We start from the raw sequence: 23,758 nt of genomic DNA, 5'->3' as shown, positions 1-23,758 counted from the left end.
CGCCAACCGCATCAACTCCAAAGGAAGGCCGCAGCATGCCCCGGACCGCCCTGGACGACCGCACCGCCCCTGCCCGGCGACCCCATCTGCCGCTGCGCCCGCTCTGGCTCTGCCGGGCCTGCGCCGGGCCCTGGCCGTGCTCGGTCGCGCGGCTCACCCTCTGTCAGGAGTACGCCCACGACCGGATCGCGTTGAGCATCTACCTGTGCACGGTGCTGCACGACGCGGCCGCCGACCTGTACCGGCTCAACCCGCACGACGGCCCGGACCCCGCCGCGCTGTACGCCCGCTTCCTCGGCTGGGCGGCGCCGCGCGGCGACCCCGCCTCAGGGGTGGGTCATCCGGAGTAGGTCCAGGGTCTCGTCGAGCTGGGTCTCGGTGAGCTTGCCGGAGTCGACGTGACCTCGGGAGATCACCACCTCGCGGATGGAGGCTTGCTTGGCCAGCGCCTCCTTGGCGATCGAGGCGGCCTCGTCGTACCCGAGGTAGCGGTTGAGCGGGGTGACGATCGACGGCGACCCTTCGGCGTACGCCAGGCAGACCTCGGCGTCCGCGACCAGGCCGACCACCAGGCGGTCGGCGAACAGCCGGCTCACCGCGGACAGCAGCCGGATCGACTCCAGCAGGTTGCGGCCCATCACCGGGAGCATCACGTTCAGCTCGAAGTCGCCCTGCGAGCCGGCGAAACCGACCGTCGCGTCGTTGCCGATCACCTGTGCGCAGACCTGCCGCATCGCCTCGGCGACCACCGGGTTGACCTTGCCCGGCATGATCGACGATCCGGGCTGGAGGTCGGGGATGCGCAGCTCACGCAGACCCGCGCGGGGGCCGGAGCCCATCCAGCGGATGTCGTTCGCGACCTTGTAGAGGCCCACGGCGATGGTCCGGAGCTGCCCGGACGTCTCCACCAGCGCGTCCCGGGCGCCCTGCGCCTCGAAGTGGTTGCGCGCCTCGGACAGCGGCAGCCCGGTCGACTCGCGCAGCTTGCCGATGACGGCGGCGGCGAACCCGAGTGGCGTGTTGATCCCGGTGCCCACGGCCGTGCCGCCCAGCGGCAGTTCCGCCAGCCGGGGCAGCGAGCCCTCCAGCCGCTCCACGCCGTAGCGGACCTGGGCCGCGTACCCGCCGAACTCCTGACCCAGCGTGACCGGGGTGGCGTCCATGAGGTGGGTACGCCCGGCCTTCACCACCGTCTCGAACTCCGCCGCCTTGGCCTCCAACGCCGCGGCCAGGTGGTTCAGCGACGGCAGCAGGTCTTCCACGATGAACTGGGTCGCGGCCAGGTGGATCGACGACGGAAACACGTCGTTGCTCGACTGCGACGCGTTGACGTGGTCGTTCGGGTGCACCGGCGCGCCCAGCTCACGGCTCGCCAGGGTGGCGATCACCTCGTTGGTGTTCATGTTCGACGAGGTGCCGGAGCCGGTCTGGAACACGTCCACCGGGAACTGGTCGTCGTACCCGCCGTCGGCCACGTGCGCGGCGGCGGCGGCGATGGCGGCGGCCACGTTCGCGTCGATCACGCCCAACTCGCCGTTGACCTCGGCCGCCGCGCCCTTGATCTGCGCGAGCGCCTTGATCTGGGCCGGTTCGATGCCCCGGCCGGAAATCGGGAAGTTCTGCACCGCACGCTGGGTCTGGGCCCGCCACAGCGCCTCGGCGGGCACCTCCACCTCACCCATCGAGTCGCGTTCGATGCGGTAACCGGTCGCCTCTGGAGTCGTCACGCGTACCATCCTGCCGCGCCCGTGGCCGACTCGCAGATGATCCGTCAGCCCAACTCGGCCAGCAGGCGTTCCGCCTCGTGCTGGTCCGGCGCCTCGATCTGCCGGAACAGGAACAGCGCACGGCTCAGCTGGGCCCGCGCCGCCGCCGGGTCGGTCGGGCGCAGGCAGCGGGCGACGCCCACCAGCGCGCGGCCCTGCTCCTGGCGGGCACCCAGATTGACGGCGTCGGCCAATACCCGACGATGAAGGTCCAACGCGCTGGTCACGTCCCCCTGGTCAAGGATCGCCCGGGCCAGCAGATTGCGCGAGGTGCACTGGGCGATGCGGTCGCCGACCTCGGTCATCGCGACGAGCGCCGCACGGTGCAGGTCGGCGGCCCGCTCCTGGTGCCCGGCCTCCCGTTCCATCGTTCCGATCTCGTTCAGGATCTCACCCTCACCGAAACGGGCGCCCACCTGTCGCTTGACGCGCAGCGCCACCCGCAGCAACCGGCCGGCTGGCACGAGGTCACCCATCCGATGTCGGATCATCCCGAGGTGCCCTAGGGCGTTGCCGATCCGGCGCGGTTCACCGAGTTCGCGAGCGATCCCCAGGTGTCGTCGGGCGGTACGCAGCGCCTCGTCGTGCCGTCCCCACAGCAGCAGGGTCATTGACAGGTTGTTGAGTTCGTTCGCCAGCGCCTCCTTGTCGCGCATCCGCGTCGCCAACGCACGGGCGGCGTCGTAGCACTCCCGGGCCTGGTGAAACTGGAAGTTGGCGGCGTACGAGGTGCCCAGGTTGCCGAGCGTGTTGCGGAACTCGCGGCGCAGACCGAGCCGACGGAAGATCTCGAGCGACCTCTCCATCACCCGGATCGACTCGGGAAAGTCGCCCAGCCGGTAATGAGCCGAGGCGAGATAGTTGAGCATCGTCGCCACCGCCCGGTCGTCGCCCAACTCCTCGGCCGCGCGCAGGCCGACGGTGTGTGTCTCGATCAACTCGTCCAGGCGACCGCTCTCGAACTGGGCGTACCAGCAGGCTCTCGCCAACTGCCAGCAGTAGTGGAGGAAACCCTCGGTCTCCGCCAACCGGACCAGCGCGGTCCACGCGGCCAGGTTCTCGTCGAGCCAGGCTCGTCCCTGCTCGGCGACGAGCGCGACCAGGTCAGGGCGGAGCGGCTCGGCCACCACGATCAACGAGTGGAGCGAGGACAACTCCCTCCGGCGGGCGATCGCCGTGGCGACGTGCAGGTGATGGTCGAGCAGACGCTCGATGGCATCCCGGCGCTCGGCTGCCCGCTCCGGCTCGGCGACGAGCGTCCGCGCATACTCCCGGACCAGATCGTGCAGCCGGTAGCGGCCCGGCTCCGCCTCCTCGACCAGGTGCGCGTCGACCAACTCGTCCAGCAGGTCCTGCGCCCCGGAACCCGTCAGCTCTGTGAGGGCGGCGGCGACCGCGTTGTCGAACCGCACCCCCGGGTGCAGGCCCAGCAGCCGGAACGCGCGCTGCGCGGCCGGCGACACCTGCGCGTACGACAGGGCGAAGGCGCGGCCGACGGACCGCTCACCCGCTTCGAACTCGGCCAACGGATCGCGGCGGGAGATCAGCCGCTCGGCCAGGTCGGCGATGCGCCAACGTGGCCGGTGCGCCAGCCGGGCACCGGCCAGCCGGATGGCGAGAGGCAGGTGCCCGCAGCGGCGGACCACCTCGGCGGCCGCTTCCGGCTCGGCCGCCACCCGATCCACGCCGGCCACCCGCCCGAGCAGCTCGACCGCCTCGTCGGTGTCGAGCACGGGCAGCGACGACGGGCGCCCCTCGTCCACCCCGACCAGCCGGCGGCGGCTGGTGACCAGGATCAGGCATTGGGAGCCGTTGGGCAGCAGCGGTGTCACCTGGTCGGCGGTGGCCGCGTTGTCCAGCACCACCAGGGCCCGCCGGCCGGCCAGCTCGGTCCGCCAGAGCGCCAGCCGGTCGTCCGGGTTCGCCGGCACCCGCTCGTCGGGCACGCCGAGTTGCCGCAGCAGCGTGGCCACCGCCGCCGCCGGCGTCAACGGGGTGCGCTCACTGTGCCCGTGCAGGTCGATGTAGAGCTGGGCGTCGGGGTAGTGGTTGGCGAGGGCGGTGGCGACGTGCACCGCGAGGGTGGTCTTGCCGCTGCCGGCCATGCCGTCGATGAGCTGGATCCGCGTGCCGTTCCGCACCTCCTTGACCAGACGGGCCATCGTCTCCTGTCGGCCGGTGAAGTCGCCGATCGCCCGGGGCAACGATCGGACCGGCGCGACCGCCTGGGACTCCCGGCCGGCCAGGGCCAGGTCGCCGGCGAGTACGCGCTGATGCAGTTCCTGCAACTCGACGCCCGGTTCGATGCCCAGCTCATCGGCGTAGAACCGCCGCCCCTCCCGGTAGACGGAGAGCGCGTCGGCCTGCCGGCCGACCGAGGAGAGGGCGAGCATCAGCTGGCCGCGCAGCCGCTCCCGCAGCGGGTGCTGGTCGACGCCGTCGGTGAGTTCCTCGATCAGTTCGGCGGCCCGCCCGAGGCGCAGCTCGACGTCGACGCACTCCTCCAACGCGGTGAGGCGCTGCTCGTCGAGCATCTGGGCGCGACGGCGGACACTGCGGCTGGGGATGCCGCCGAGCGCCGGCCCGCGCCACAGCGCCAGGGCCGCGCGGAACCGTTCACCCGCTTCGGCCAGCCCGCCGGCCGCGACGGCGGTACGGGCCGCCTCCAGCGTGCGGGCGAAGACCTCGGCGTCCAGGTCGCTCGGGGCGGTACGGACGCCGTACCCGACCGGGTCGGTGATGATGGTTTCCGGCGCCAGTCCCAGTTCGGTGAACCGTCGGCGCAACCGCGACACGCAGGTCTGCAACTGCGCCCGCGCGGTGGCCGGCGGGTGTTCCTCCCACACCGCGTCGACCAGCTCCTCGACCGGCACCAGCCGACCGGCCCGCAGCAGCAGCATGGCGAGCACGGTCCGGTCGCGACCCGCGGTGACAGTGGACTCGCCACCGCCGACCCGCAGAGGCCCCAGGATCCCGAACCGCATCTACTCCTCCGCTTCAGTGGTGCAACTTCCAGCAGAGTAGTCCGGCGATCACAGATCGACGCAGTCAGGCGATAGTGATCTGAGAGCGGATCGACAGCGGTGCGCAGCACACTCGCTCCGGGTTGTCGGTGACGGCATCCGACGGGGGCGGTGCGCCCGCTCCACCCCAGCGGGGCGGGCGCACCGATGTCGGTGGAGCACAGGCGACAGAAGGGGCGTCGGGCGGATTCGCCCGACGCCCCTTTCGCGTACGTCCTGAGTCAGCGGCGGCCGACGGTGAGCACCGGCTTGGTGACCTCGGCGAAGAAGTCGTTGCCCTTGTCGTCGACCACGATGAAGGCGGGGAAGTCCTCCACCTCGATCTTCCAGACCGCCTCCATGCCCAGCTCCGGGTATTCGAGCACCTCGACGTGCTTGATGCAGTCCTGGGCGAGGCGGGCGGCGGGGCCGCCGATCGAGCCGAGGTAGAAGCCGCCGTGCTGCTGGCAGGAGCGGGTCACCTGACCGGACCGGTTGCCCTTGGCCAGCATCACCTGTGAGCCGCCGGCGGCCTGGAACTTCTCCACGTAGGCGTCCATCCGGCCGGCGGTGGTCGGGCCGAAGGAGCCGGAAGCGTACCCCTCGGGGGTCTTCGCCGGGCCGGCGTAGTAGACGGCGTGATCGCGCAGGTACTGCGGCATGGGCTCGCCGGCGTCGAGCCGTTCGGCGATCTTGGCGTGCGCGATGTCCCGGGCGACGACCAGTGGGCCGGACAGGGACAGCCGGGTCTTCACCGGGTACTTGGACAGTTCGGCGCGGATCTCGTCCATCGGCCGGTTGAGGTCGACCCGGACGACCAGCTCGGCGTCGAGGGAGTCGTCGGTGACGTCGGGCAGGAACCGCGCCGGGTCGGTTTCCAGGCGCTCCAGCCACACGCCCGAGGGGGTGATCTTGGCGACGGCCTGACGGTCGGCGGAGCAGGAGACGGCGATCGCCACCGGGCAGGATGCGCCGTGCCGGGGCAGCCGGACGACCCGCACGTCGTGGCAGAAGTACCGGCCACCGAACTGCGCGCCGATGCCGAAGTTGCGGGTCAACTCCAGAACCTCCGCCTCCAGCTCCAGGTCACGGAAGCCGTGCGCGCTCATCGAGCCGGCGGTGGGCAGCGCGTCGAGATACTTGGCGCTGGCGTACTTCGCGGTCTTCAGCGCGTACTCGGCGGAGGTGCCGCCGATGACGATGGCCAGGTGGTACGGCGGGCAGGCGGCGGTGCCGATCAGCCGCAGCTTCTCCTCCAGGAACTGCATCATCCGCGTCGGGTTGAGCAGAGCCTTGGTCTCCTGGTAGAGGTACGACTTGTTGGCCGAGCCGCCACCCTTGGCCATGAACAGGAACTTGTACGCGTCGGGGTGCCCGTCCGGGTCCTCGGCGTACAGGTCGACCTGGGCGGGCAGGTTGCTGCCGGTGTTCCGCTCGTCCCACATGGTCAGCGGCGCGAGCTGCGAGTAGCGCAGGTTCAGCCGGGTGTACGCCTGGTAGACGCCCCGCGAGATGGCCTCGGCGTCGGCCCCGTCGGTCAGCACGTGCCGGCCGCGCTTGCCCATGACGATCGCCGTGCCGGTGTCCTGGCACATCGGGAGCACCCCGCCGGCGGCGATGTTGGCGTTGCGCAGCAGGTCCAGTGCGACGAACCGGTCGTTCGGCGAGGCGGCCGGGTCGTCGATGATCGACCGGAGCTGGGCCAGGTGCGCCGGGCGCAGGAAGTGCGCGATGTCGTGCATCGCCTCGGCGGTCAGCGCGGTGAGCGCGGCCGGCTCCACGGTGAGGAACCGGCGGCCTCCCGGGCCGTGTACGACGTCCACGCCCTCGTCGGTGACCAGGCGATAGTCGGTCTGGTCGGGGCCGGTCGGCAGGAGGGGGGCGTACGAGAATGCGGCGGCACTGCTCATGAGCGGCAAGCCTAGGGCAGACCGGTCGATCATTCCCACCCGCCGGGCTGGGTCTGGGACGCCGCTCTCATCAGCCGTCCTTGCCGCCGCCCGTCTCGGGGCAGAGTTCCCGTTTGGGCCCGCAGGTGTCGCCGTCCGGTCCGGCGGGTCCGGTGCCGCCCGGGCCGGGGACGCCGCCGTTGCCGGGCGGTCGGCCGGGGGTGCCGGCGGTCGCGCCGAAGCGGATGTAGCCGATCTCCCGCCCCTCGCCGATGATCATGCCCGGTGGCCCGACCGCGAGGGCGTTCGCGGAGGTCCGCACGACGGCCAGCTCCCGACCGGTGCGCGGGTCCAGCGCGGTCAACCGGGACGGCTTCTCGTCGGCGATCACCGCCGCGTACGGGGTGAGCGCCGCGCCGGCCTTGCCGCTGGCCGGGCGGGTCCACGCCGTCCGGTCGGCGCCCAGCTCGCGGGACACCACCGAACGCTTGTCGGCGGCCCGGAACACGGCGTAGCGGTCGTCGACGGCGATCAGCTTCGTGCTGGGCTCGCCGACCCAGAGCAGCCGTCCGTCGTACCCGTCGATCACCGCCTCGCGGCCGTCCGCGCCGACGCCGATCAGGACGTTCCGCGCGCCCTGCGGGTCCTCGCGCTGCGCGCAGCCGGCGTTGTCGGCGGTACGCAGGTTGACTCCGGCCCGCTGCCAGGCCTCCTGCCCGGTCGCCGGGTCGCGGGCGGAGATGGCGAAGTAGCAGCTGCCGTCCTGGGAGCGGGCGGCGATCCGCAGCATCCGGCCGCCCACCACCGAGAGCCGCTCGTCCTGCCCGGGCTCGACGTTCTGCAGTACCCGGCCGGTGGCGGTGTCGACCACGTGCACCCGCCCGTCGACCGGGAAGCCGAGCAGCGGCGGCACCGGTTCCGGACCGGCCACCCCGTCGTCGATCCGGGTGGCGGTGAGCCGGCGGGTGCCGCGCAGGCCCGGGTTGTCGGCGAGCAGGCCGCTGTGCACCCCGGGCAGGAACGCCGTCCACAGTGGGGTGGTGCCGCGTGGGTCCCAGGCGCTCAGGGTGCAGTCGGTGGCGTCCGTGCAACGGGCGTCCAGCAGCAGGTTGCGGTACGTCCACACGGCCACCGCGTCGTCGTCGCGCCGCCGGGTCGCACCGGTGGTCGGGTCGAGCAGCTCGTACCCCTTGACCAGCAGCTTGCCCACGGCGACGACCGGGTCGCGGTCACCGCCGGCGACCGCCGACCAGTCCGCCTTGCGCTCCCACAGCTGGGTGCCGGTGGCCAGGCTGCGGGCCTCGACCCGGGTGCGCTGCTCCACCACCACCGTGTCACCGGCGATGGTCACGCTGCGCGGGGTGCCGCCGATCCGCTGCTGCCAGACCACGTCCGGCTCGGAGATGGGTTCGCTGCGGTCGACCCAGTCCCACAGACCGGGGAAGGGATTCCAGACGCCGGTGGCGGCGAGGGCCACGACCACGGCGAGGCCGGCCAGCAGGCCGACGCGCACGCTCCCCTTCGCCACCCGCACACCGTAGCCACGATCACGGATCTTTCGTACGCCCGCGCCGCCGTGTCGCCGCGCTTTCTGGGCCCGGAGGTGTTACGAGGACGCTCGCACGGCACTACGCACCAGGGGAAGCGTGCGGTAGGGGATCTGCTCGGCCAACGCGATGATCGTCGACGCCCGGGTGATGCCGGCGGAGGAGACGATCTGGTCGATGACCCGCTGCAGGTCGGTGTTGGAGCGGGCCACGATCCGGCAGAGCAGGTCACTGGAGCCGGTGATGGTGTGCGCCTCCAGCACCTCGGGGATCGCCGCGAGGTGGGCGGTGACCGGGTCGTGGCCGTGCCGTTGGCTGATCTCCAGGGTGACGAAGCTGGTCACCCCGAAGCCGATCGCGGCCGGCGAGATCTCCGGGCCGAAGCCACCGATGACCCCCCGGTCGACCAGCTTGTCGAGGCGGGCCTGCACGGTGCCCCGGGCCACGCCGAGCCGCCGGGAGCACTCCAGCACGCCGATCCGTGGCTCCTCGGCGAGTAGTTCGATCAAGCGAACGTCGAGCGCGTCGAGCTGTACAGCCTGCTCACCCTTCATGGGTTCAGACCATACTGAATGCGCAACCTGACCAGCATTTACACCGACGGTTGCCCACTCGATGCCGGCACGACGATCCTTCGGTCAAGAACCGGCCCACGAGGCCGGCCGGTACGCGAGGGAGGCCACCATGACCCAGGCGATCGACCGACCCCAGTCGACCGAGGACGTCGACGTCGACCAGCTCGTCGGCGCTGTCAACCACGACATCAGCCACGACCCGTTCCCGGTCAAGGGCCTCGACCACGTGCACTTCCTGGTCGGCAACGCCAAGCAGGCCGCGCACTACTACTCCACCGCGTTCGGCATGACCTGCGTGGCGTACCGCGGCCCCGAGCAGGGCTACCGCGACCACGCCCAGTACGTGCTGACCAGCGGCTCGGCCCGGTTCGTCCTGACCGGTGCGGTACGCCCCGACGCCCACGGCAGCGAGCACGTGGCGAAGCACAGCGACGGGGTCAGCGACATCGCGCTGGAGGTGCCGGACGTCGACGCCGCGTACGCGCACGCCATCGCGCAGGGCGCCGCCAGCGTCGTCGAGCCGCACGAGGTGAGCGACGAGCACGGCACCGTCCGGATGGCCGCCATCGCCGCGTACGGCGACACCCGGCACACGCTGGTCGACCGGTCCCGCTACACCGGCCCGTTCCTGCCCGGCTTCGTGGCCCGCGGCCCGATCGTGGACCGCCAGCCGATGATCGACGCCGGCATCCAGCCGAAGCGCTTCTTCCAGGCCGTCGACCACGTGGTCGGCAACGTGGAGTTGGGCCGGATGGACGAGTGGGTCGAGTTCTACAAGCGGGTGATGGGCTTCTCCAACATGGCGGAGTTCATCGGCGACGACATCGCCACCGATTACTCGGCCCTGATGAGCAAGGTCGTGGCGAACGGCACCCGCAAGGTGAAGTTCCCGCTCAACGAGCCGGCCATCGCCCGCAAGAAGTCGCAGATCGACGAGTACCTGGAGTTCTACCAGGGCCCGGGCGCCCAGCACATCGCGGTCGCCACCAACGACATCCTGGCCAGCGTCGACGCGATGCGGGCCGCCGGTGTCGAGTTCCTGGACACCCCGGACTCGTACTACGACGACCCGGAGCTGCGCGAGCGGATCGGCAACGTGCGGGTGCCGATCGAGGAGCTGAAGGCCCGCAAGATCCTGGTCGACCGCGACGAGGACGGCTACCTGCTGCAGATCTTCACCAAGCCGGTGCAGGACCGCCCGACCGTCTTCTTCGAGCTGATCGAGCGGCATGGCTCGCTCGGCTTCGGCAAGGGCAACTTCAAGGCGCTCTTCCAGGCCATCGAGCGGGAGCAGGAAGCGCGCGGCAACCTGTAACACTTGCGAGCGTGACGCAGCCTCCGTCGTACCCGATGCCGCCGGCCGGTGGGCTCCCGCCCGCCGCCGGCGGCTTCGCGCCGCCCGGACCACACCCCCAGGGGTACGCCGTGCCGCCGCAGTACGCCCCACCCGGATACCCGCCGCCGCCCTGGCCGGTGACCCCGCCGCCGGCGCTGAGCCCGGGCGGGCAGCCGCTGGCCAGCTTCGGTGACCGGCTGCTGGCCTGGCTCATCGACACGGCACTGGCGAGCATCGTCTCGCTGGTGCTGTTCATGCCGGTCTTCCTGGTCCTCTGGTGGCGGATGTTCAGCGAGATGACCCGGACCAACCCGGACGGCACCCTCGTGGAGCCCGACCCGGCCACCTTCTTCACCCAGTTCTTCCTGCCGATGCTGCTGTTCCAACTCGGGCTGCTCGTGGTGCTGCTCGGGCTGTACTGGCTCTACCACGTGGAGTACCTCAAGCGCGGCGGCCAGACGCTCGGCAAGAAGCTCATGAAGCTGCGAGTGGTGCCGCTCGACCCGACCGGCACGCTCGACCGGCGGATGGCCGGCCGGCGGTGGCTGGTGCAGTACCTGGCGTGCTCACTGGTGCCGGGCCTGAGCTACGCCGACGGGCTGTGGCAGCTGTGGGACAAGCCCTGGCAGCAGTGCCTCCACGACAAGTTCGCCGGGACGGTCGTCGTTAAGGTGTCTGCGTGAGCGTTGAAGCCGGCTGGTACGTCGACCCCGCCGATCCTCAGACCCGGCGGTACTGGGACGGCGAGGGCTGGCTCGGTGCGCCCATCCCCGTCGACGCCACCCCACCGGACGGGCCACCACCGGCCGAGCCGCCGCCCGTCCCGGTCACCCCGGCGGTCCCCGCCGCGACGACCGCCGCACCGGGCTGGGCACCCCACCCCGGATCCGGCCCTCCCCCGGGGTACCGCCCACAGCCGGGGTACGGCCCGCAGCCGGGCCAGGGCGGCCCGGGTTGGACACCGCAGGCCGGCCCACCGGGTTGGCCGCCGCAGGGCGCTCCTCCTGGCTGGTCGCCGCAGGGCGCTCCCCCCGGGTGGGCACCGCAGGGCGTACCGCCGGGCTGGCCCGGACGGCCGCCCGAGCCACGCCCGCACGGCCTGAGGCTGGCCGGGTACGGCCGCCGCTTCGTCGCCCGGCTGATCGACTTCACCGTCGTCTTCGCACTGAACGCCCTGGTCAACGGCTGGTTCGTCTGGCGGCTGATCGAGGACATGCTGCCGTACTGGCGGGAGGTGTTCCGGCGGGCGTTCGCGGGCGACACCTCCACCGAGAACCTGCCGCAGATCGGCGAGCAGGCCGGACTGCTCCAGGTGGTCATCCTCCTGATCGCCACGGCGCTCTGGGCGGCGTACGAGGTGCCCGGGATGGCGGCCCGCGGGCAAACCTTCGGCAAGCGGGTGATGCGGATCCGCGCCGTGCCGCTCGCCGCCGACCAGCCGCTGGGCTTCGCCCGGGCGTTCGGGCGGTGGACCACCATGGGTCTGCCCACCCTGCTCTGGTACTGCGCCGGCCTCGGCCTGGTGCTGCAACTGGTCGACGCCCTCTCCCCACTCTTCGACCACCCGCTGCGTCAGGCGCTGCACGACAAGCGCGTACAGACGGTCGTCGTCGAAGTTCCTGTCAGCACCGATCCCACCCCCACGAACGACCGCGACCAACCCTCGGGAGACACCCCATGACCGACTCCGGACGTCACCAGCCGGCCCTGCGGCTGACCCGCGCCGACCTGGACGCGCTGCCCAGCTACGTGCCGGGGCGCAGCCCCGCCGACCTGGCCCGGGAACTGGGCCTGGCCGAGGCGATCAAGCTGGCCAGCAACGAGGTCCCGTACGGCCCGCTGCCCGGCGTGGTCGAGGCGGTCGCCGAGGCGGTCACCGCCTCGCACCGGTACCCGGACATGGGCGTGGTCGCGCTGCGCGACGCGCTGGCCGAGCGCTACGGGGTGGACGCCGAGCGGATCGCCACCGGCTGCGGGTCGGTGGCGCTCGCCGAGCACCTGGTCCGGGCCACCTGCCTGCCCGGCGACGAGCTGCTCCACTCGTGGCGGTCCTTCGAGGCGTACCCGATCATCGCGGCGACCAGCGGTGCGACGAGCGTGCGGGTGCCCAACGACGCCGGGCACGGTCACGACCTGGCGGCGTTGGCCGCCGCGGTGACCGACCGGACCCGGATGATCCTGGTCTGCAACCCGAACAACCCCACCGGCACCGCGGTACGCCGTACCGAGCTGGACCGCTTCCTCGACGCGGTTCCGGACGACGTGCTGGTGGTCATCGACGAGGCGTACCGGGAGTTCGTCACCGATCCGGAGGTGCCGGACGGGCTCGACTACCTGGACCGGCCGAACGTGGCGGTGCTGCGCACCCTGTCCAAGGCGTGGGGTCTGGCCGGGCTGCGGATCGGCTGGCTCGTCGCGCAGCCAGTGGTGGCGGCGGCGATCCGCAAGGTGGTGACGCCGTTCTCCACGAGCTCGGCGGCTCAGGCCGGTGCGCTGGCGGCGTTGGCCCAGGCCGCCGAGATGGAGCGTCGCTGCGCGCTGGTCGTGGCCGAACGGGACCGGGTCACCGAGGCGCTGCGCAAGTTCGTGCCCGACGTGCCGACCAGCCAGGCCAACTTCGTCTGGATGCCGCTGGGCGACCGGGCGGTGGCGTTCGGCAAGGCGTGCGAGGCGCGCGGGGTGATCGTGCGGCCGTTCGCCGGCGACGGCGTCCGGGTCACCATCGGCACCCCGGCCGAGAACGACGCGTTCCTGGTCGCTGCGGAGGCGGCGCTGATCTGAGCGACGTACCGCCATTTGTGACCAATCGGTGACATAAGTCTGTTTTGTCTAGTTTTTAGCTTTATTTACCCTATCTTTCGAAGTAGCCGGTGCGGCGCGGACCCGCGCCGGCTCACTTCGAGAAAACGGGGTAACGAACAGTGCGTACTGCCAAGATCTGCCTCGCCGGAGCGGCGGCCGCCGCGATGGTGGGCTTCCTCGCCGCGCCGGCCGCCGCCGCGCCCACCGACGACACGGCCACCACGTTCGAGGTGCTCGCCGGCACCCTCGACATCGTCGCGCCGGCCACCGCCGACCTCGGCACCGGCGCACCCGGTGGCACCATCACCGGCCAGCTCGGCGCGGTCACGGTCACCGACTCCCGGGGTGCCGCCGACGCCTCCTGGGTCGCCTCGGTGACGGCGACGGTGTTCCAGACCGGCGGTGGCTCCCCGCCCGAGACGGTGCTGCCCTCCGAGATCGACTACTGGTCCGGTCCGGCGACCGCGACGACGGGCGACGGCACTTTCACCCCGGGTCAGGCCACCGCCGGCGCCGCCGCGCCGCTGGACAGTGTCACGCCGCTCACCGCGTTCACTCACGCTGGCGGCACCGGCGGCAACACCGCCGCCTGGAACCCCACCCTGGTGGTCAACGTCCCGCTGGACAGCATCGCGGGCGTCTACACCGGCACGGTGACACATTCGGTGGCGTGACCGCCGGGGGCGGTCGACCATCGCGGTCGCGCTCGCCCTGTTCTGCCTCGCCGGTCCGGGTCTGTCGACCCGGGCCGGCGCGGCCGAGCCGGACGCCGACGACCGCCTCGGGATCCGGCTCCTGGAGGCGCCGAGCAATCGCCGCGACGACCCCCGGGCGTTGCGCTACATCGTCGACCACCTGCCGCCGGGCACCACCATCAAGCGACAGGTGCTGATCGTCAACCGGACCGACGAGCGGCAGAAGATCGACGTCTATCCGGCGGCGGCGAGCCTGGAGAAGGGGAAGTTCGCCTTCGGCGAGGGACACGCGAGCAACGAGCTGACCTCGTGGATCACGCTCGACCACGAGGTGGTCGAGCTCGAACCGTCGCAGGAGGCTCGGGTCAGGGCGACCATCACGGTGCCGGAGAAGGCCTCCGCCGGTGAACGGTACGGGGTGATCTGGGCTTCGGCGGTCTCCGCACCGCGGCCCAGCGGCAGCGTCACCCAGATCCACCGGGTCGGCATCCGGATCTACCTGGACATCGGCCCCGGTGGTGAACCCGCCTCCGACTTCACCATCGGCGAGATGCTGCCGGCACGGAGCCCGCAGGGCGAGCCGTCGGTCGCCATCGAGGTCTCCAACACCGGGGGTCGGGCCCTGGACCTCACCGGCAGGGTGAGCCTCTCCGAGGGACCGGCCGGCAGCCGGGCCGGCCCGTTCGACGTCGTGCAGGGCACCACCTTGGCACCGGGCGCGTCCGGCCAGGTCACCGTCCGGTTTCCGAACGAGCTGGCGAACGGGCCGTGGAAGATCCAGGTCAACCTGGAGAGCGGCCTGGTGAAGAAGGACGCGACCCGGCAGATCGAGTTCCCCGCCCCGGGCAAGGTGGGCAAGCCCGGGACGCTCCTGTCCCGGATGGCTGCCGGCTGGAACCTGGCGATGACCGCCGCGGGTCTGCTGGTCGTCGCCGGCCTGATCTGGCTGGCCCGCCGGCACCGCAAACGGCTCTCGGCTGCGCGGTGAGCCGTCGGTCGCCGGCCGGTTCACGCCGCCCGCCGGCCGGTTCACGCCGCTCGTCGGCGACGGGCCACCGCCCAGCCGAGGAACACCAGGGCCAGCCCCAGCAACGCCAGCGCACCGGCCGCCGACGATCCCGACCCGGTCACCGGCAGCTCACCGCCGGAACTGGTGGGTGCGGGCTGCGTCGGGGCGGGCGGGGGCTGCGTCGGGTCCTGTGTGGGCCGGGCCGGTACGACCTCGAAGGTGACGCCGGTGTCCGCCGACGGCTCGGCCCGGACGGCGGTGACCACACTCGCCACGGCGTGCGGGGCGAACGCCGGCGTCACCGCCGGCGTGAGGCTCGCGGCCGCGGCGAGGACACCGCCGGCGAGCCGCCTGGCTGCCATCCGACCCATGCGCCGACCCCTTTCATCGCCAACCTGAACCGTGAGAAACGTACCTTTTCCGGTCAGAAGCGGTGAAAGTTTGTCGGCTCAGTGCCCGTATCAGGTGGCGGCCAGGATGAGCGCCTCGGCGGTCAGGTAGTACCGCTGGTCGTCTCCGTCCGGGTCGACCGGCTCGCGGAGTCGTTCCACCGCGACATAGCCGTCCGTGGCGGCCACCGCACCCGGCGCCCAGCCCGTACCGTCCGAGCCGACGTTGAGCGTGAAGCGGGACAGCTGCGCGCCGGTCACCGGGTCGAGCGTCACCAGCTCGTTCGCCTCGGTCAGCAGATGTACCCGGCCAGCCTGCACGGCGAGCACCCGCGCCGGGCCCAGGCCGCCGAAACGCCACAGCTCGGCACCCGTACGCGCCGACCGGCCCACCGCCACCCCGTCGCGCACCGCGACGGCCTGCTCGCCGGCCAGGGTCGCACCGGTCGGATCGAGCGCCGACGCGGGGATCGGCTCGCCGGTGCCCAGCAGCCAACCCCGGCCATCCGCGTCGCCCGGCCCGGAGGTCCGCAGCCCCGGGCAGTCCGACCGGCCGGCACGGCAGCCGAGCGGGGTCACCACCAGCTGATCGGGGCCGCCCGGCGGTCGCCAGCGCTCGCGCACCGCACCCGTGGCCGCGTCCCGGAACTCGACCGTGGCGGGCCCGGCGCAGGTGTCCAGGCCGATCAACTGCCCCGACACGGTGGTGCCGACGTCGCTGCGGCACGGGCCGGGCAGGTCGACCCGCCACAGCTCCCGGCCGTCGGCCAACTCCACCCCGCGTGCCTGGGAGTCCCCGGTGACCACCAACACCGTCCGGCCGTCCGCGAGGTCGGTGAGGTAGAGCCCGCGCGGATCCCAGACGGTGGCCGCACCGGTGCGTCGCGGCACCGCGCCACCCTCGGCCGGCGCCGGCCCTCCGGCCCGCCACCGCACCCGACCGGTCGACGCGTCGAGCGCGACCACCTGACCGTCGGACCAGCGGCTGACCACGGTACGACCGCTGGCCACCACCCCGATCAGCTCCGCCGGCCAGCGCCGGTACGACCAGAACGGGCTGGTCCGGTACCGCCCGGTGACGGGCCGGTCGGCGTAGACCTGACGGTGCGCCGCGTACACCCGCAGCCGGGCATCAACGATCAACGGTGCGGCGGGGAGCCGGCCGATCACACCGGCGGCCGGTTGGGCCGCGGCCGGGTACTCACCCCGGGCCACCGTGCTCACCTCGGCCGGCGCGAGCACCCGGTGGACGACGAGCGCGACGACCGCGACGGCGAGCACCGCCGCGACCGCCATCACGAGCCGTCGCCGGCCCTTCGGGAACCCCATGCCGCACCTCCGCCCGGCACCCTACCCAGCGCAAGCGGCCGCACCCCGGCTGAGGTCACGTGACCCGCGGTCCGGGGCGGCGGCGAGGGTGTCAGGCGGCGTCGACGGAACCGACGGCGGTGGCCGCCGCGACGGTCAGGTCGGCGAGATCACGCCGGAGGGCCACCTCGACCGCCCGGGCGGCGAGCCCACCGAGCAGCAACGCGACCACCCGAGGGTACGGACCGGTCGGCACCGCCTCCTGGGTGACGGTGACCGCCGTGCACCCCCGGCGGCGACGCCGGACCGGCCGCAGACTCCAGGTGATCCGGTAGTCCACGTTGGCGCCGGACGAGCAGAGCACCAGCCGATGAGGGGCGAGGGCCTCCACCACCAGGAACTCCTCGATCAGGGTGCCGCCGCCCGGCTGGGCGCGTTCCTCGCGCCACGCGGTGCCCGGCCCGAACGGACCGGGTGTGAGCAACTCGGTGGGGCCGGCGGCGGTCATCCGGGCGGCACGGCCGGGCAGGTCGGTCAGCAGACGCCAGACATCGACGGCGTGTGCCTCGATGAACCCGGTAACCGCCACCGTCGACATGCCACCCTCCCGTGTCGTCGACGGTACGCGGCGTGAGCGCCGGACGGGGCCCCCGGGACGGAATTTCCACCACCCGGAGGCCCCGCTGTCCTTTTCGGCGGCCACATCGCACCGGTTGACCGGTGCGGTGCCGCTCAGCGTTCGAAGCGACCGGCCTGAATCGCTCCGATGAACGCTGTCCATCCCGGCGGGCTGACGGCCAGTGTGGGGCCGGCCTGATCCTTGGAGTCGCGGACCGCGACCAGACCGAGGACGTCGACCAGGTTGTCCGCCACTTCCACGCAGAGCCCTTGATCGTTGGAGCGGCTACTGGTACGCCAGACCGCGCGCGCGAGATCGTGCATCGTCTACCTCCGTGTGCGATGGGTTGCCCCACCGCTGACACCCGGGCGAGGGCCCGGCGCGTACCGCCGGTGGGGCGACGGAATCCGCGACGATCAACGCGGCAACCCGGCCTGGCCATCGCACAGTCGGTGCGATCAAGAGTCCCGTCGACGAGACAGGAGCCGGCCCCTGCACGGCACAGCGCTCAACGGGCCGGGCGGACCGTGCCGGTGACCTCGCCGAGGGCGATGGAGGTGCCGTCCGGGCCGGGCGCGGTGGCGGTGATGGTCACCGTGTCTCCGTCGGCCAGGAAGGTGCGAGTCTCGGCGCCGAGCCGCACCGGCTCGGCGCCGCCCCAGGTCAACTCCAGGAACGACCCGACCTGCCCCCGGTCAGGGCCGGAGACGGTGCCCGAGGCGTACAGGTCGCCGGTACGCAGGGACGCGCCGTTGACGGTGAGGTGCGCCAACTGCTGCGCCGGCGTCCAGTACATGGTGGCGAACGGCGGCTCGCTGACGCGTTCGCCGTTCCACTCGACCGCCAGCCGGAGGTCGAGCCCGAGGTGCGGCACGTCGCGCAGGTAGTCGACCACCGGCGGGTCCTGGTCGGGGGCCGGCACGAATGCGTCGGCGAGCGCGTCCAGCGGCGTCACCCAGGCCGAGACGGAGGTGGCGAAGGACTTGCCGAGGAACGGGCCGAGCGGCTGGTACTCCCACGCCTGGATGTCCCGGGCCGACCAGTCGTTGACCAGCACCACACCGAAGACGTGGTCGGCGAAGTCGTCGACGGACACCCGGTCGCCCAACGTGCTGGGTACGCCCACCACGAAGCCCACCTCGGCCTCGATGTCCAGGCGTACCGACGGGCCGGTGACCGGACCCTCGGCGGAGGCCCGCTGCCCGGTCGGCCGGGTCACCGGCGTGCCGGAGACGACGACGGTGCCGGCCCGCCCGTGGTAGCCGATCGGCAGGTGCTTCCAGTTCGGCAGCAGCGGCGGCTGACCGGGGCGGAAGATCTGCCCGACGTTCGACGCGTGGTGCTCCGACGAGTAGAAGTCGACGTAGTCGGCCACCTCCACCGGGAGCAGCAGCTCCACGTCGGCCAGGGGCACCAGCAGCGGCTCCACCGCGGCCCGGTGCGCCGGGTCGGTCAGCAACTCCGTGATCCGCTGCCGTACCGACGTCCACTGGGGACGGCCCAGCGCCATGAAGCCGTTCAGGGTGGGCCGACACAGCGTGCCGGCGGCCAGCACCAGATCGGCGGCCTCCGCCCCGGCCAGGTCGAACACCCATGACCCGATCCGTACGCCGATCCGCGGCTCGCCCCCGTCCGACCGGAACACTCCGTACGGCAGGTTCGTCACCCCGTACGGCGACCCGTCAGCGCCGGTCACCCAGGTCATGCGTCGTAGCCCCCGTTCACCAGCCCCAGCCGGATCAGATCGGTCAGTGGTTCCAGGATGCTGCACGAGCCGAAGCCGACCCACAGGGGGCGCGGCGCGTCCAGCCCCGCGTTCGCGCGTTCCAGCAGGGGACGCGGGTCGAGCACGGTGAGCAGCTCGGTGACCGCCCCCACGCCCTCGCCGTGGGCGGCCGCCAGCGTCGCGGCCAGCACGTTGGCGTAGCCGTGGTGGGTGAAGCCGGTCTCCGGGTCGAGGTGCCGGACCGCCTCGTGCAGCCCGGCGGTGAGCTTGAACGGCAGGTCCCGGTCGCGGCAGGCGCAGATCACGGCGGCCAGCTCGGCCGGGGTGGGGAACAGCTCGGCGGCGAGACCGCCGGTGCGGAACTTGGCGGCGATCGGCACCCCGTCCGCGCGGGCGGCGGCGAGCGCGTCCAGCGCACCCATCAGCCCGAAGGTCAGCGGCAGCTCGGCGTAGACGGTCTCGACGCCCGGCAGCGTGCCGGTCAGCGCCAGCAGTTCGGCGATGCCGGGCAGCGGGTCCTCGCCCCGCTTGGCGACGGCCACCTCGATCTGGCGTGCCGTGACGCCGTCCGGGGCCAGAAAGGAGTGCGCGAGGGGCAGGCCGCTGATCCCGGTGTCGCCGATCAGGCCGACCACCAGGCCCTCGCCGGGATCGACGAGATCGCTCAGCTCGCCGGACGCGACGGTCGAGGCGGGCAGGAGCAGCGGGCCGACCAGGTCGGCGTACCAGGCGGCGCGGTGTCGGCGGTGGGCGGTCAGCGCGTCGGCGAGCGTGGCGCTGCCCGGAGGGAAGACGGCGGCGTCGTCCACCAGGCCGTCGAGGAGTGCGGGCACCTGCGTTGACACGGAACAAGAATGTACGGGACGCTACGAGGAACGGACAACAGCGTCCGATTATCGGACGCCACCGGCCGGTGAACGGGACTTATCGGGAGGCGAGATGCCGTACTACCGCAGCGTCGGCGAGGTGCCCCGCAAGCGCCACACCCAGTTCCGCCAGCCCGACGGCAGCCTCTACGCCGAGGAGCTGATGGGCCAGGAGGGCTTCTCCTCCGACTCGTCCCTGCTCTACCACCGGCACGCGCCCACCGCGATCCTCGCCGCCGACGAGTTCACCCCGCCCGCGTTCACCCGGGCACCAAACCTGCCGCTCAAGCCCCGCCACCTGCGCACCCACAAGCTGGACACCGGCGGCGCCGACCCGATCCTCGGCCGGCAGTACCTGCTCGCCAACGACGACGTACGGATCGGGTACGTGCTCGCCGACCGGCCCTCGCCGCTGTTCCGCGACGCCACCGGCGACCACTGCCTCTACGTCGAGGCGGGCACGATGCGGGTCGAGTCGCCGTTCGGGGCACTGGACGCGGTCGCCGGCGACTACGTCGTCATCCCCACCTCGACCATCCACCGGCTCGTGCCCACCGGCGACCAGCCCGTCCGGCTGCTCACCGTCGAGGCGTCCGGGCACATCGGCCCGCCCAAGCGCTACCTCTCCGTCCGCGGCCAGTTCCTGGAGCACTCGCCGTACTGCGAGCGCGACGTCCGGGGGCCGGACGCGCCGCTGCTCGTCAACGGCGAGGAGGTCGAGGTGCTGGTCCGCCACCGGTCCCGGGCCGCAGGCCCCGGTGGCAGCGGCACTGCGTGGACTCGTCACACCTATGCCAACCACCCGTTCGACGTGGTCGGCTGGGACGGGCACCTCTACCCGTGGGCGTTCTCCATCCACGACTTCGAGCCGATCACCGGCCGCATCCACCAGCCCCCGCCCGTGCACCAGACCTTCCAGGGGCCCAACTTCGTCATCTGCTCCTTCGTGCCCCGCAAGGTCGACTACCACCCGGACTCGATCCCGGTGCCGTACAACCACCACAACGTCGACTCCGACGAGATGCTCTTCTACACCGGCGGCAACTACGAGGCCCGGCGCGGCTCCGGCATCGAGCAGGGGTCGATCTCGCTGCACCCGTCCGGCTTCACCCACGGCCCCCAGCCGGGCGCCGCCGAACGCTCCATCGGCGCGGACTACTTCGACGAGCTGGCCGTCATGGTCGACACCTTCCGCCCGCTGGATCTCTGCGACGCGGCCCGCACCTGCGAGGACGACGCGTACGCCTGGACCTGGGCGCGACGGGCCTAGCGGATCGCGGTACGGGTGAAGACGGCGAACTCGGCGATCGCGGTGGCGGCGATGGCCAGCACCAGCGGCCACGGCGAGCCGACCACCGCGTACACCAGGAGCAGCACGGGCGCGGCTCCCACCGCGTAGATCGCCAGCGCCATCGCCCGATCCGAGTGCACCAGGGCGGGCAGCACCGTCCGGGTCAGCCCCGGCAGGCGTGCGGCGAGCTGCCACACCACGACCCCACCGGTCAGCGCGGCGAGCACCGCGACGACGCGGGAGAGCCCGTCGTTGGCCGAGGCCGCGAACGCCACCAGCACCGCCGCCACCAGCGACCAGCCCGCGCCCCAGAGCACCAGGCGGTGCAGGCCGTACGCGATGGTCCGCCCGGAGTCCATCCGGCTCGGGCTGATGGTGACCGCCTCGGCGACATGTTCCAACGCCTGCGACCAGCGGCGCTGCTCGAGGCGGATGACACCCACGTCGTGGGGGGCGTCAGCGAGGAGAGGGTCGAGCCGCAACGCCTCCCGGTAGGCCCGCTCGGCCAGGTCGAACAGCTCCAGCCGGGCGGCGACCAGACCGAGCACGAGGTGCGCCTGCGGTTCGTCCGGCGCCAGCTCGACCCCGCGCCAGGCCGCGTTGAGCGCCGGCTGGCCGTTGCGCGAGTCGGCCAGGATCGCCGCCGCGCTGCGCTGGGCGTACGCGTCGTCGGCGCCGAGCGCGAGGAGCCGGTCGGCGGTGGCGGCCGACTCCGGGTACCGCCCCAGGTCGGCCAGCGCCATGGCACGGGTGACCAGTGGCGGAAGAGCATCCGGTGCGGCGGCCACGGCCGCGTCGGCGGCGGTGAGCGCGTCCGCCGGCCGGCCGGCGGCCAGGTGCACCCGGGCCAGCATGGTGAGGGCGTCCGGGGCGTCGGGGCGCAGGGCGAGCCCGTAGGTCAACTCACCGGCCGCCTCGTCGTGGCGGCCGAGTTCGGCGAGGAGCTGGGCGCGCTGGACGTAGCCGTCGGCGGCGGACTGGTCGGGGGTGGGATCGGTGGACATCGCGGCGAGCCTAGGCGGCCGGAGCGTCGTACACCAGCGCCACCGCGATGCCGGCCAAGCCTTCCTCCCGGCCGGTGAAACCGAGGCCGTCGGTGGTCGCGGCGGAGATGGTCACCGGGGCGTCGACGGCGGCGGAGAGCACCTGCTGGGCCTCCTCCCGGCGGCGACTGATCTTGGGTCGGTTGCCGACGACCTGCACGGACACGTTGCCGATCTCCAGGCCGGCGGCACGCACCCGCCGGGCCGTCTCGGTCAGCAGGGCCACCCCCGACGCGCCGGCCCACTCCGGCTGACCCACCCCGAAGACGGAGCCGAGATCACCGAGGCCGGCGGCGGAGAGCAGCGCGTTGCAGGCGGCGTGCGCGGCCACGTCGGCGTCCGAGTGCCCGGCCAGGCCATCCTGGTCGGGCCAGAGCAGGCCCGCGACCCAGCAGGGCCGGCCGGGCTCGAACGCGTGCACGTCGGTGCCGATGGCCACCCGGGGAACGATCATGACCCGAGGGTACGCGTCAGCCGCCGGCGGCGAGCAGATGCTCCGCGAGCGCCAGGTCGAAGGGCCGGGTGATCTTCAGGGCGTACTCGGAGCCGGGCACACAGCTCACGGTGATGCCCTGCTTCTCGACGAGACCGGCGTCGTCGGTGAGCGGGTCGCCCGCTGCGGCGTGCGCCGCGGTGAGCACAGCCCGGCGGAAACCCTGCGGGGTCTGCACCGCGCGCAGGGCGGACCGGTCGACGGTGCCGAGCACCACCTCGCCGGCACCGACCTCCTTGATCGTGTCGACGACCGGCAGCACCGGGATCACCGCGTCCCGGCCGGACCGGACCGCCGCCGCGACGGACTCGACCAGCTCGGCAGGGGTGAGCGCGCGGGCGGCGTCGTGCACGAGGATGATCGTCGGGCCGGCGGGCACCGCGGCCAGCGCGGCGGCCACCGACGCCTGCCGCTCCGCCCCGCCGGGCACCACGGTCACCGGTGCCACCGGGGCGAGCAGCTCGCGGACGGCCGTCACCTCGGCGGCCGGCGCCGCCACCACGATCGTGTGCACCGAGGGTGCCGCCGCCAACCGCCGTACGGCGTGCACCAGCAGCGGTTCGCCGGCGAGCAGGCGCAGCGCCTTGGGCCGGCCGGGGCCGAGTCGTACACCGGCACCCGCCGCAGGCACGAGGACCGCGACGTCACCGCGCGGATTGAGCTGCGCGGTCACGTCGCGGTCCTCGGTGGTTTCTTCGCTACGAATCGGATACGACGATGCTGTGCGGACTAGGCCTCGGTGAGCACCTTGTCGAGCAGCGTCTCCGCCTCGTCCTTGGTGCTCTTCTCCGCCAGCGCGACCTCGCCGACGAGAATGTCGCGGGCCTTGGCGAGCATCCGCTTCTCACCCGCGGACAGGCCCCGCTCCCGCTCCCGGCGCCACAGGTCACGCACGACCTCGGCGACCTTCAGCGGGTTGCCGGAGGCCAGCTTTTCCAGGTTGGCCTTGTAACGCCGCGACCAGTTGGTCGGCTCTTCGGTGTGCGGAGCCCGAAGAACGTCGAAGACCTTACCGAGGCCCTCTTCGCCAACCACCTCGCGCACGCCCACGATCTCGGCGTTCTCGGCGGGCACCCGGACCGTCAGGTCACCCTGCGCGACCCTCAGGACGAGATATTGCTTAGGCTCGCCCTTGATGACCCGAGTCTCGATTGCCTCGATGAGTGCGGCCCCGTGGTGGGGGTAAACAACGGTCTCGCCGACACTGAAAACCATAGGTTCGAAACCCCTTTCGCTGTGTCTAGGGTAACACGGTCAGGCACCGATGTCTCACCGATGTCCTGACCGTTGGCGCAGCTCAGGGGCCCTGTGAGAGGTCTTTCTTCAGCTTGACAGGCGGTCAAACCGATGGTTCGAACACGCTCCGTAACGCACGGATGACTGCCCGGTACGGGTGAACAGA

At 72.4% G+C, this 23,758-nt stretch carries 23 protein-coding genes; 8 read left to right on the top strand and 15 right to left on the bottom strand.

All coding sequences use genetic code 11. The features are described 5' to 3' along the window. The first annotated feature begins 35 nt into the window (after positions 1-35). Entirely contained in the window at positions 36-350 is a 315-nt protein-coding gene (locus tag F8271_RS09005) for a hypothetical protein (RefSeq protein WP_151489237.1), read from the top strand. On the opposite strand, the gene F8271_RS09000 is transcribed toward F8271_RS09005, so the two are convergent. From F8271_RS09000 to F8271_RS08980, 5 genes are all read right to left on the bottom strand, one after another. Next, positions 327-1,736, bottom strand: a complete 1,410-nt coding sequence (locus tag F8271_RS09000) for a class II fumarate hydratase (RefSeq protein ID WP_192580200.1) — start codon at positions 1,734-1,736, stop codon at positions 327-329. The two genes, F8271_RS09005 and F8271_RS09000, sit on opposite strands and share 24 nt — an antisense overlap. Positions 1,737-1,771: 35 nt before the next feature. Then, positions 1,772-4,750 (bottom strand): AfsR/SARP family transcriptional regulator, encoded by a 2,979-nt coding sequence (locus F8271_RS08995; RefSeq protein WP_151489235.1) that lies wholly within the window; start codon positions 4,748-4,750, stop codon positions 1,772-1,774. Positions 4,751-5,010: 260 nt separating this feature from the next. Then, complete coding sequence (locus F8271_RS08990; RefSeq protein ID WP_151489234.1) at positions 5,011-6,678, bottom strand: fumarate hydratase; 1,668 nt, start codon at positions 6,676-6,678, stop codon at positions 5,011-5,013. A 70-nt stretch (positions 6,679-6,748) separates the two neighbouring features. Beyond that, the gene (locus F8271_RS08985; RefSeq protein WP_370461888.1) at positions 6,749-8,191 is read right to left on the bottom strand and encodes a PQQ-binding-like beta-propeller repeat protein; all 1,443 of its coding nucleotides are present in this window, start codon (positions 8,189-8,191) and stop codon (positions 6,749-6,751) included. 72 nt (positions 8,192-8,263) lie between these two features. Next, positions 8,264-8,758, bottom strand: a complete 495-nt coding sequence (locus F8271_RS08980) for an Lrp/AsnC family transcriptional regulator (protein ID WP_151489232.1) — start codon at positions 8,756-8,758, stop codon at positions 8,264-8,266. Between the two features lie 130 nt (positions 8,759-8,888). Here F8271_RS08980 and hppD point away from each other — a divergent pair, with 130 nt between their 5' ends. The 6 genes from hppD to F8271_RS08950 all read left to right on the top strand — a co-directional run bounded on the left by hppD (position 8,889) and on the right by F8271_RS08950 (position 14,600). Continuing rightward, positions 8,889-10,094, top strand: a complete 1,206-nt coding sequence (hppD, locus tag F8271_RS08975) for a 4-hydroxyphenylpyruvate dioxygenase (RefSeq protein WP_151489231.1) — start codon at positions 8,889-8,891, stop codon at positions 10,092-10,094. Between the two features lie 11 nt (positions 10,095-10,105). Beyond that, positions 10,106-10,798 carry an RDD family protein gene (locus F8271_RS08970; protein WP_225854290.1) on the top strand — a complete coding sequence of 231 codons (693 nt, stop codon included), beginning with the start codon at positions 10,106-10,108 and terminating at the stop codon, positions 10,796-10,798. Then, positions 10,795-11,796: an RDD family protein gene (locus tag F8271_RS08965; protein WP_151489230.1), complete on the top strand. Its 1,002-nt coding sequence runs from the start codon at positions 10,795-10,797 to the stop codon at positions 11,794-11,796. The genes F8271_RS08970 and F8271_RS08965 overlap by 4 nt, the downstream gene beginning before the upstream one ends. Next, positions 11,793-12,896 (top strand): histidinol-phosphate transaminase, encoded by a 1,104-nt coding sequence (gene hisC / locus F8271_RS08960; protein WP_151489229.1) that lies wholly within the window; start codon positions 11,793-11,795, stop codon positions 12,894-12,896. The genes F8271_RS08965 and hisC overlap by 4 nt, the downstream gene beginning before the upstream one ends. 140 nt (positions 12,897-13,036) lie before the next feature. Continuing rightward, a complete protein-coding gene (locus tag F8271_RS08955; RefSeq protein ID WP_225854288.1) occupies positions 13,037-13,591 on the top strand; it encodes a hypothetical protein in 555 nt (184 codons plus the stop codon). A gap of 160 nt (positions 13,592-13,751) precedes the next feature. Next, positions 13,752-14,600 (top strand): hypothetical protein, encoded by an 849-nt coding sequence (locus tag F8271_RS08950; protein ID WP_151489228.1) that lies wholly within the window; start codon positions 13,752-13,754, stop codon positions 14,598-14,600. Between the two features lie 41 nt (positions 14,601-14,641). On the opposite strand, the gene F8271_RS08945 is transcribed toward F8271_RS08950, so the two are convergent. From F8271_RS08945 to F8271_RS08920, 6 genes are all read right to left on the bottom strand, one after another. Further along, positions 14,642-14,983: an LPXTG cell wall anchor domain-containing protein gene (locus F8271_RS08945; protein ID WP_151489227.1), complete on the bottom strand. Its 342-nt coding sequence runs from the start codon at positions 14,981-14,983 to the stop codon at positions 14,642-14,644. 99 nt (positions 14,984-15,082) lie between these two features. After that, positions 15,083-16,339: a PQQ-binding-like beta-propeller repeat protein gene (locus F8271_RS08940; protein ID WP_151489226.1), complete on the bottom strand. Its 1,257-nt coding sequence runs from the start codon at positions 16,337-16,339 to the stop codon at positions 15,083-15,085. 91 nt (positions 16,340-16,430) lie between these two features. Beyond that, positions 16,431-16,916 (bottom strand): SRPBCC family protein, encoded by a 486-nt coding sequence (locus F8271_RS08935; protein ID WP_151489225.1) that lies wholly within the window; start codon positions 16,914-16,916, stop codon positions 16,431-16,433. 134 nt (positions 16,917-17,050) lie between these two features. After that, the gene (locus tag F8271_RS08930; RefSeq protein ID WP_151489224.1) at positions 17,051-17,260 is read right to left on the bottom strand and encodes a DUF397 domain-containing protein; all 210 of its coding nucleotides are present in this window, start codon (positions 17,258-17,260) and stop codon (positions 17,051-17,053) included. A 185-nt stretch (positions 17,261-17,445) separates the two neighbouring features. Next, positions 17,446-18,642, bottom strand: a complete 1,197-nt coding sequence (gene fahA, locus F8271_RS08925; protein WP_151489223.1) for a fumarylacetoacetase — start codon at positions 18,640-18,642, stop codon at positions 17,446-17,448. Next, positions 18,639-19,508 (bottom strand): hypothetical protein, encoded by an 870-nt coding sequence (locus F8271_RS08920; RefSeq protein WP_151489222.1) that lies wholly within the window; start codon positions 19,506-19,508, stop codon positions 18,639-18,641. Before F8271_RS08920 ends, fahA begins: the two co-directional genes overlap by 4 nt. 94 nt (positions 19,509-19,602) lie before the next feature. Between F8271_RS08920 and F8271_RS08915 the strand changes: the two genes are divergently transcribed. Then, positions 19,603-20,799: a homogentisate 1,2-dioxygenase gene (locus F8271_RS08915; protein WP_151489221.1), complete on the top strand. Its 1,197-nt coding sequence runs from the start codon at positions 19,603-19,605 to the stop codon at positions 20,797-20,799. Here F8271_RS08915 and F8271_RS08910 read toward each other — a convergent pair. From F8271_RS08910 to F8271_RS08895, 4 genes are read right to left on the bottom strand one after another with little or no spacing between them, the layout of a single operon-like run. Then, positions 20,796-21,824 (bottom strand): tetratricopeptide repeat protein, encoded by a 1,029-nt coding sequence (locus F8271_RS08910; protein ID WP_151489220.1) that lies wholly within the window; start codon positions 21,822-21,824, stop codon positions 20,796-20,798. The two genes, F8271_RS08915 and F8271_RS08910, sit on opposite strands and share 4 nt — an antisense overlap. A 10-nt stretch (positions 21,825-21,834) precedes the next feature. Beyond that, positions 21,835-22,317, bottom strand: a complete 483-nt coding sequence (ispF, locus tag F8271_RS08905; protein ID WP_151489219.1) for a 2-C-methyl-D-erythritol 2,4-cyclodiphosphate synthase — start codon at positions 22,315-22,317, stop codon at positions 21,835-21,837. Between the two features lie 16 nt (positions 22,318-22,333). Continuing rightward, entirely contained in the window at positions 22,334-23,029 is a 696-nt protein-coding gene (gene ispD, locus F8271_RS08900) for a 2-C-methyl-D-erythritol 4-phosphate cytidylyltransferase (RefSeq protein ID WP_151489218.1), read from the bottom strand. Positions 23,030-23,085: 56 nt separating this feature from the next. Continuing rightward, entirely contained in the window at positions 23,086-23,571 is a 486-nt protein-coding gene (locus F8271_RS08895; RefSeq protein ID WP_007073334.1) for a CarD family transcriptional regulator, read from the bottom strand. Between the last annotated feature and the right edge of the window lie 187 nt (positions 23,572-23,758).

This window comes from Micromonospora sp. ALFpr18c, assembly GCF_008868155.1.
Classification (GTDB): Bacteria; Actinomycetota; Actinomycetes; order Mycobacteriales; family Micromonosporaceae; genus Micromonospora.
This window is presented reverse-complemented; position numbering and strand designations above follow the sequence as displayed.

Coding starts and splice junctions, on each gene's coding strand:
- F8271_RS08990 (WP_151489234.1), bottom strand. CDS start 6,678: ATGAGCAGTGCCGCCGCATTCTCGTACGCCCCCCTCCTGCCGACCGGC.
- F8271_RS08940 (WP_151489226.1), bottom strand. CDS start 16,339: ATGGGGTTCCCGAAGGGCCGGCGACGGCTCGTGATGGCGGTCGCGGCG.
- F8271_RS08995 (WP_151489235.1), bottom strand. CDS start 4,750: ATGCGGTTCGGGATCCTGGGGCCTCTGCGGGTCGGCGGTGGCGAGTCC.
- hisC (WP_151489229.1), top strand. CDS start 11,793: ATGACCGACTCCGGACGTCACCAGCCGGCCCTGCGGCTGACCCGCGCC.
- F8271_RS09005 (WP_151489237.1), top strand. CDS start 36: ATGCCCCGGACCGCCCTGGACGACCGCACCGCCCCTGCCCGGCGACCC.
- F8271_RS09000 (WP_192580200.1), bottom strand. CDS start 1,736: ATGGTACGCGTGACGACTCCAGAGGCGACCGGTTACCGCATCGAACGC.
- F8271_RS08980 (WP_151489232.1), bottom strand. CDS start 8,758: ATGAAGGGTGAGCAGGCTGTACAGCTCGACGCGCTCGACGTTCGCTTG.
- F8271_RS08915 (WP_151489221.1), top strand. CDS start 19,603: ATGCCGTACTACCGCAGCGTCGGCGAGGTGCCCCGCAAGCGCCACACC.
- F8271_RS08930 (WP_151489224.1), bottom strand. CDS start 17,260: ATGCACGATCTCGCGCGCGCGGTCTGGCGTACCAGTAGCCGCTCCAAC.
- ispF (WP_151489219.1), bottom strand. CDS start 22,317: ATGATCGTTCCCCGGGTGGCCATCGGCACCGACGTGCACGCGTTCGAG.
- F8271_RS08895 (WP_007073334.1), bottom strand. CDS start 23,571: ATGGTTTTCAGTGTCGGCGAGACCGTTGTTTACCCCCACCACGGGGCC.
- fahA (WP_151489223.1), bottom strand. CDS start 18,642: ATGACCTGGGTGACCGGCGCTGACGGGTCGCCGTACGGGGTGACGAAC.
- F8271_RS08910 (WP_151489220.1), bottom strand. CDS start 21,824: ATGTCCACCGATCCCACCCCCGACCAGTCCGCCGCCGACGGCTACGTC.
- F8271_RS08945 (WP_151489227.1), bottom strand. CDS start 14,983: ATGGCAGCCAGGCGGCTCGCCGGCGGTGTCCTCGCCGCGGCCGCGAGC.
- hppD (WP_151489231.1), top strand. CDS start 8,889: ATGACCCAGGCGATCGACCGACCCCAGTCGACCGAGGACGTCGACGTC.
- F8271_RS08935 (WP_151489225.1), bottom strand. CDS start 16,916: ATGTCGACGGTGGCGGTTACCGGGTTCATCGAGGCACACGCCGTCGAT.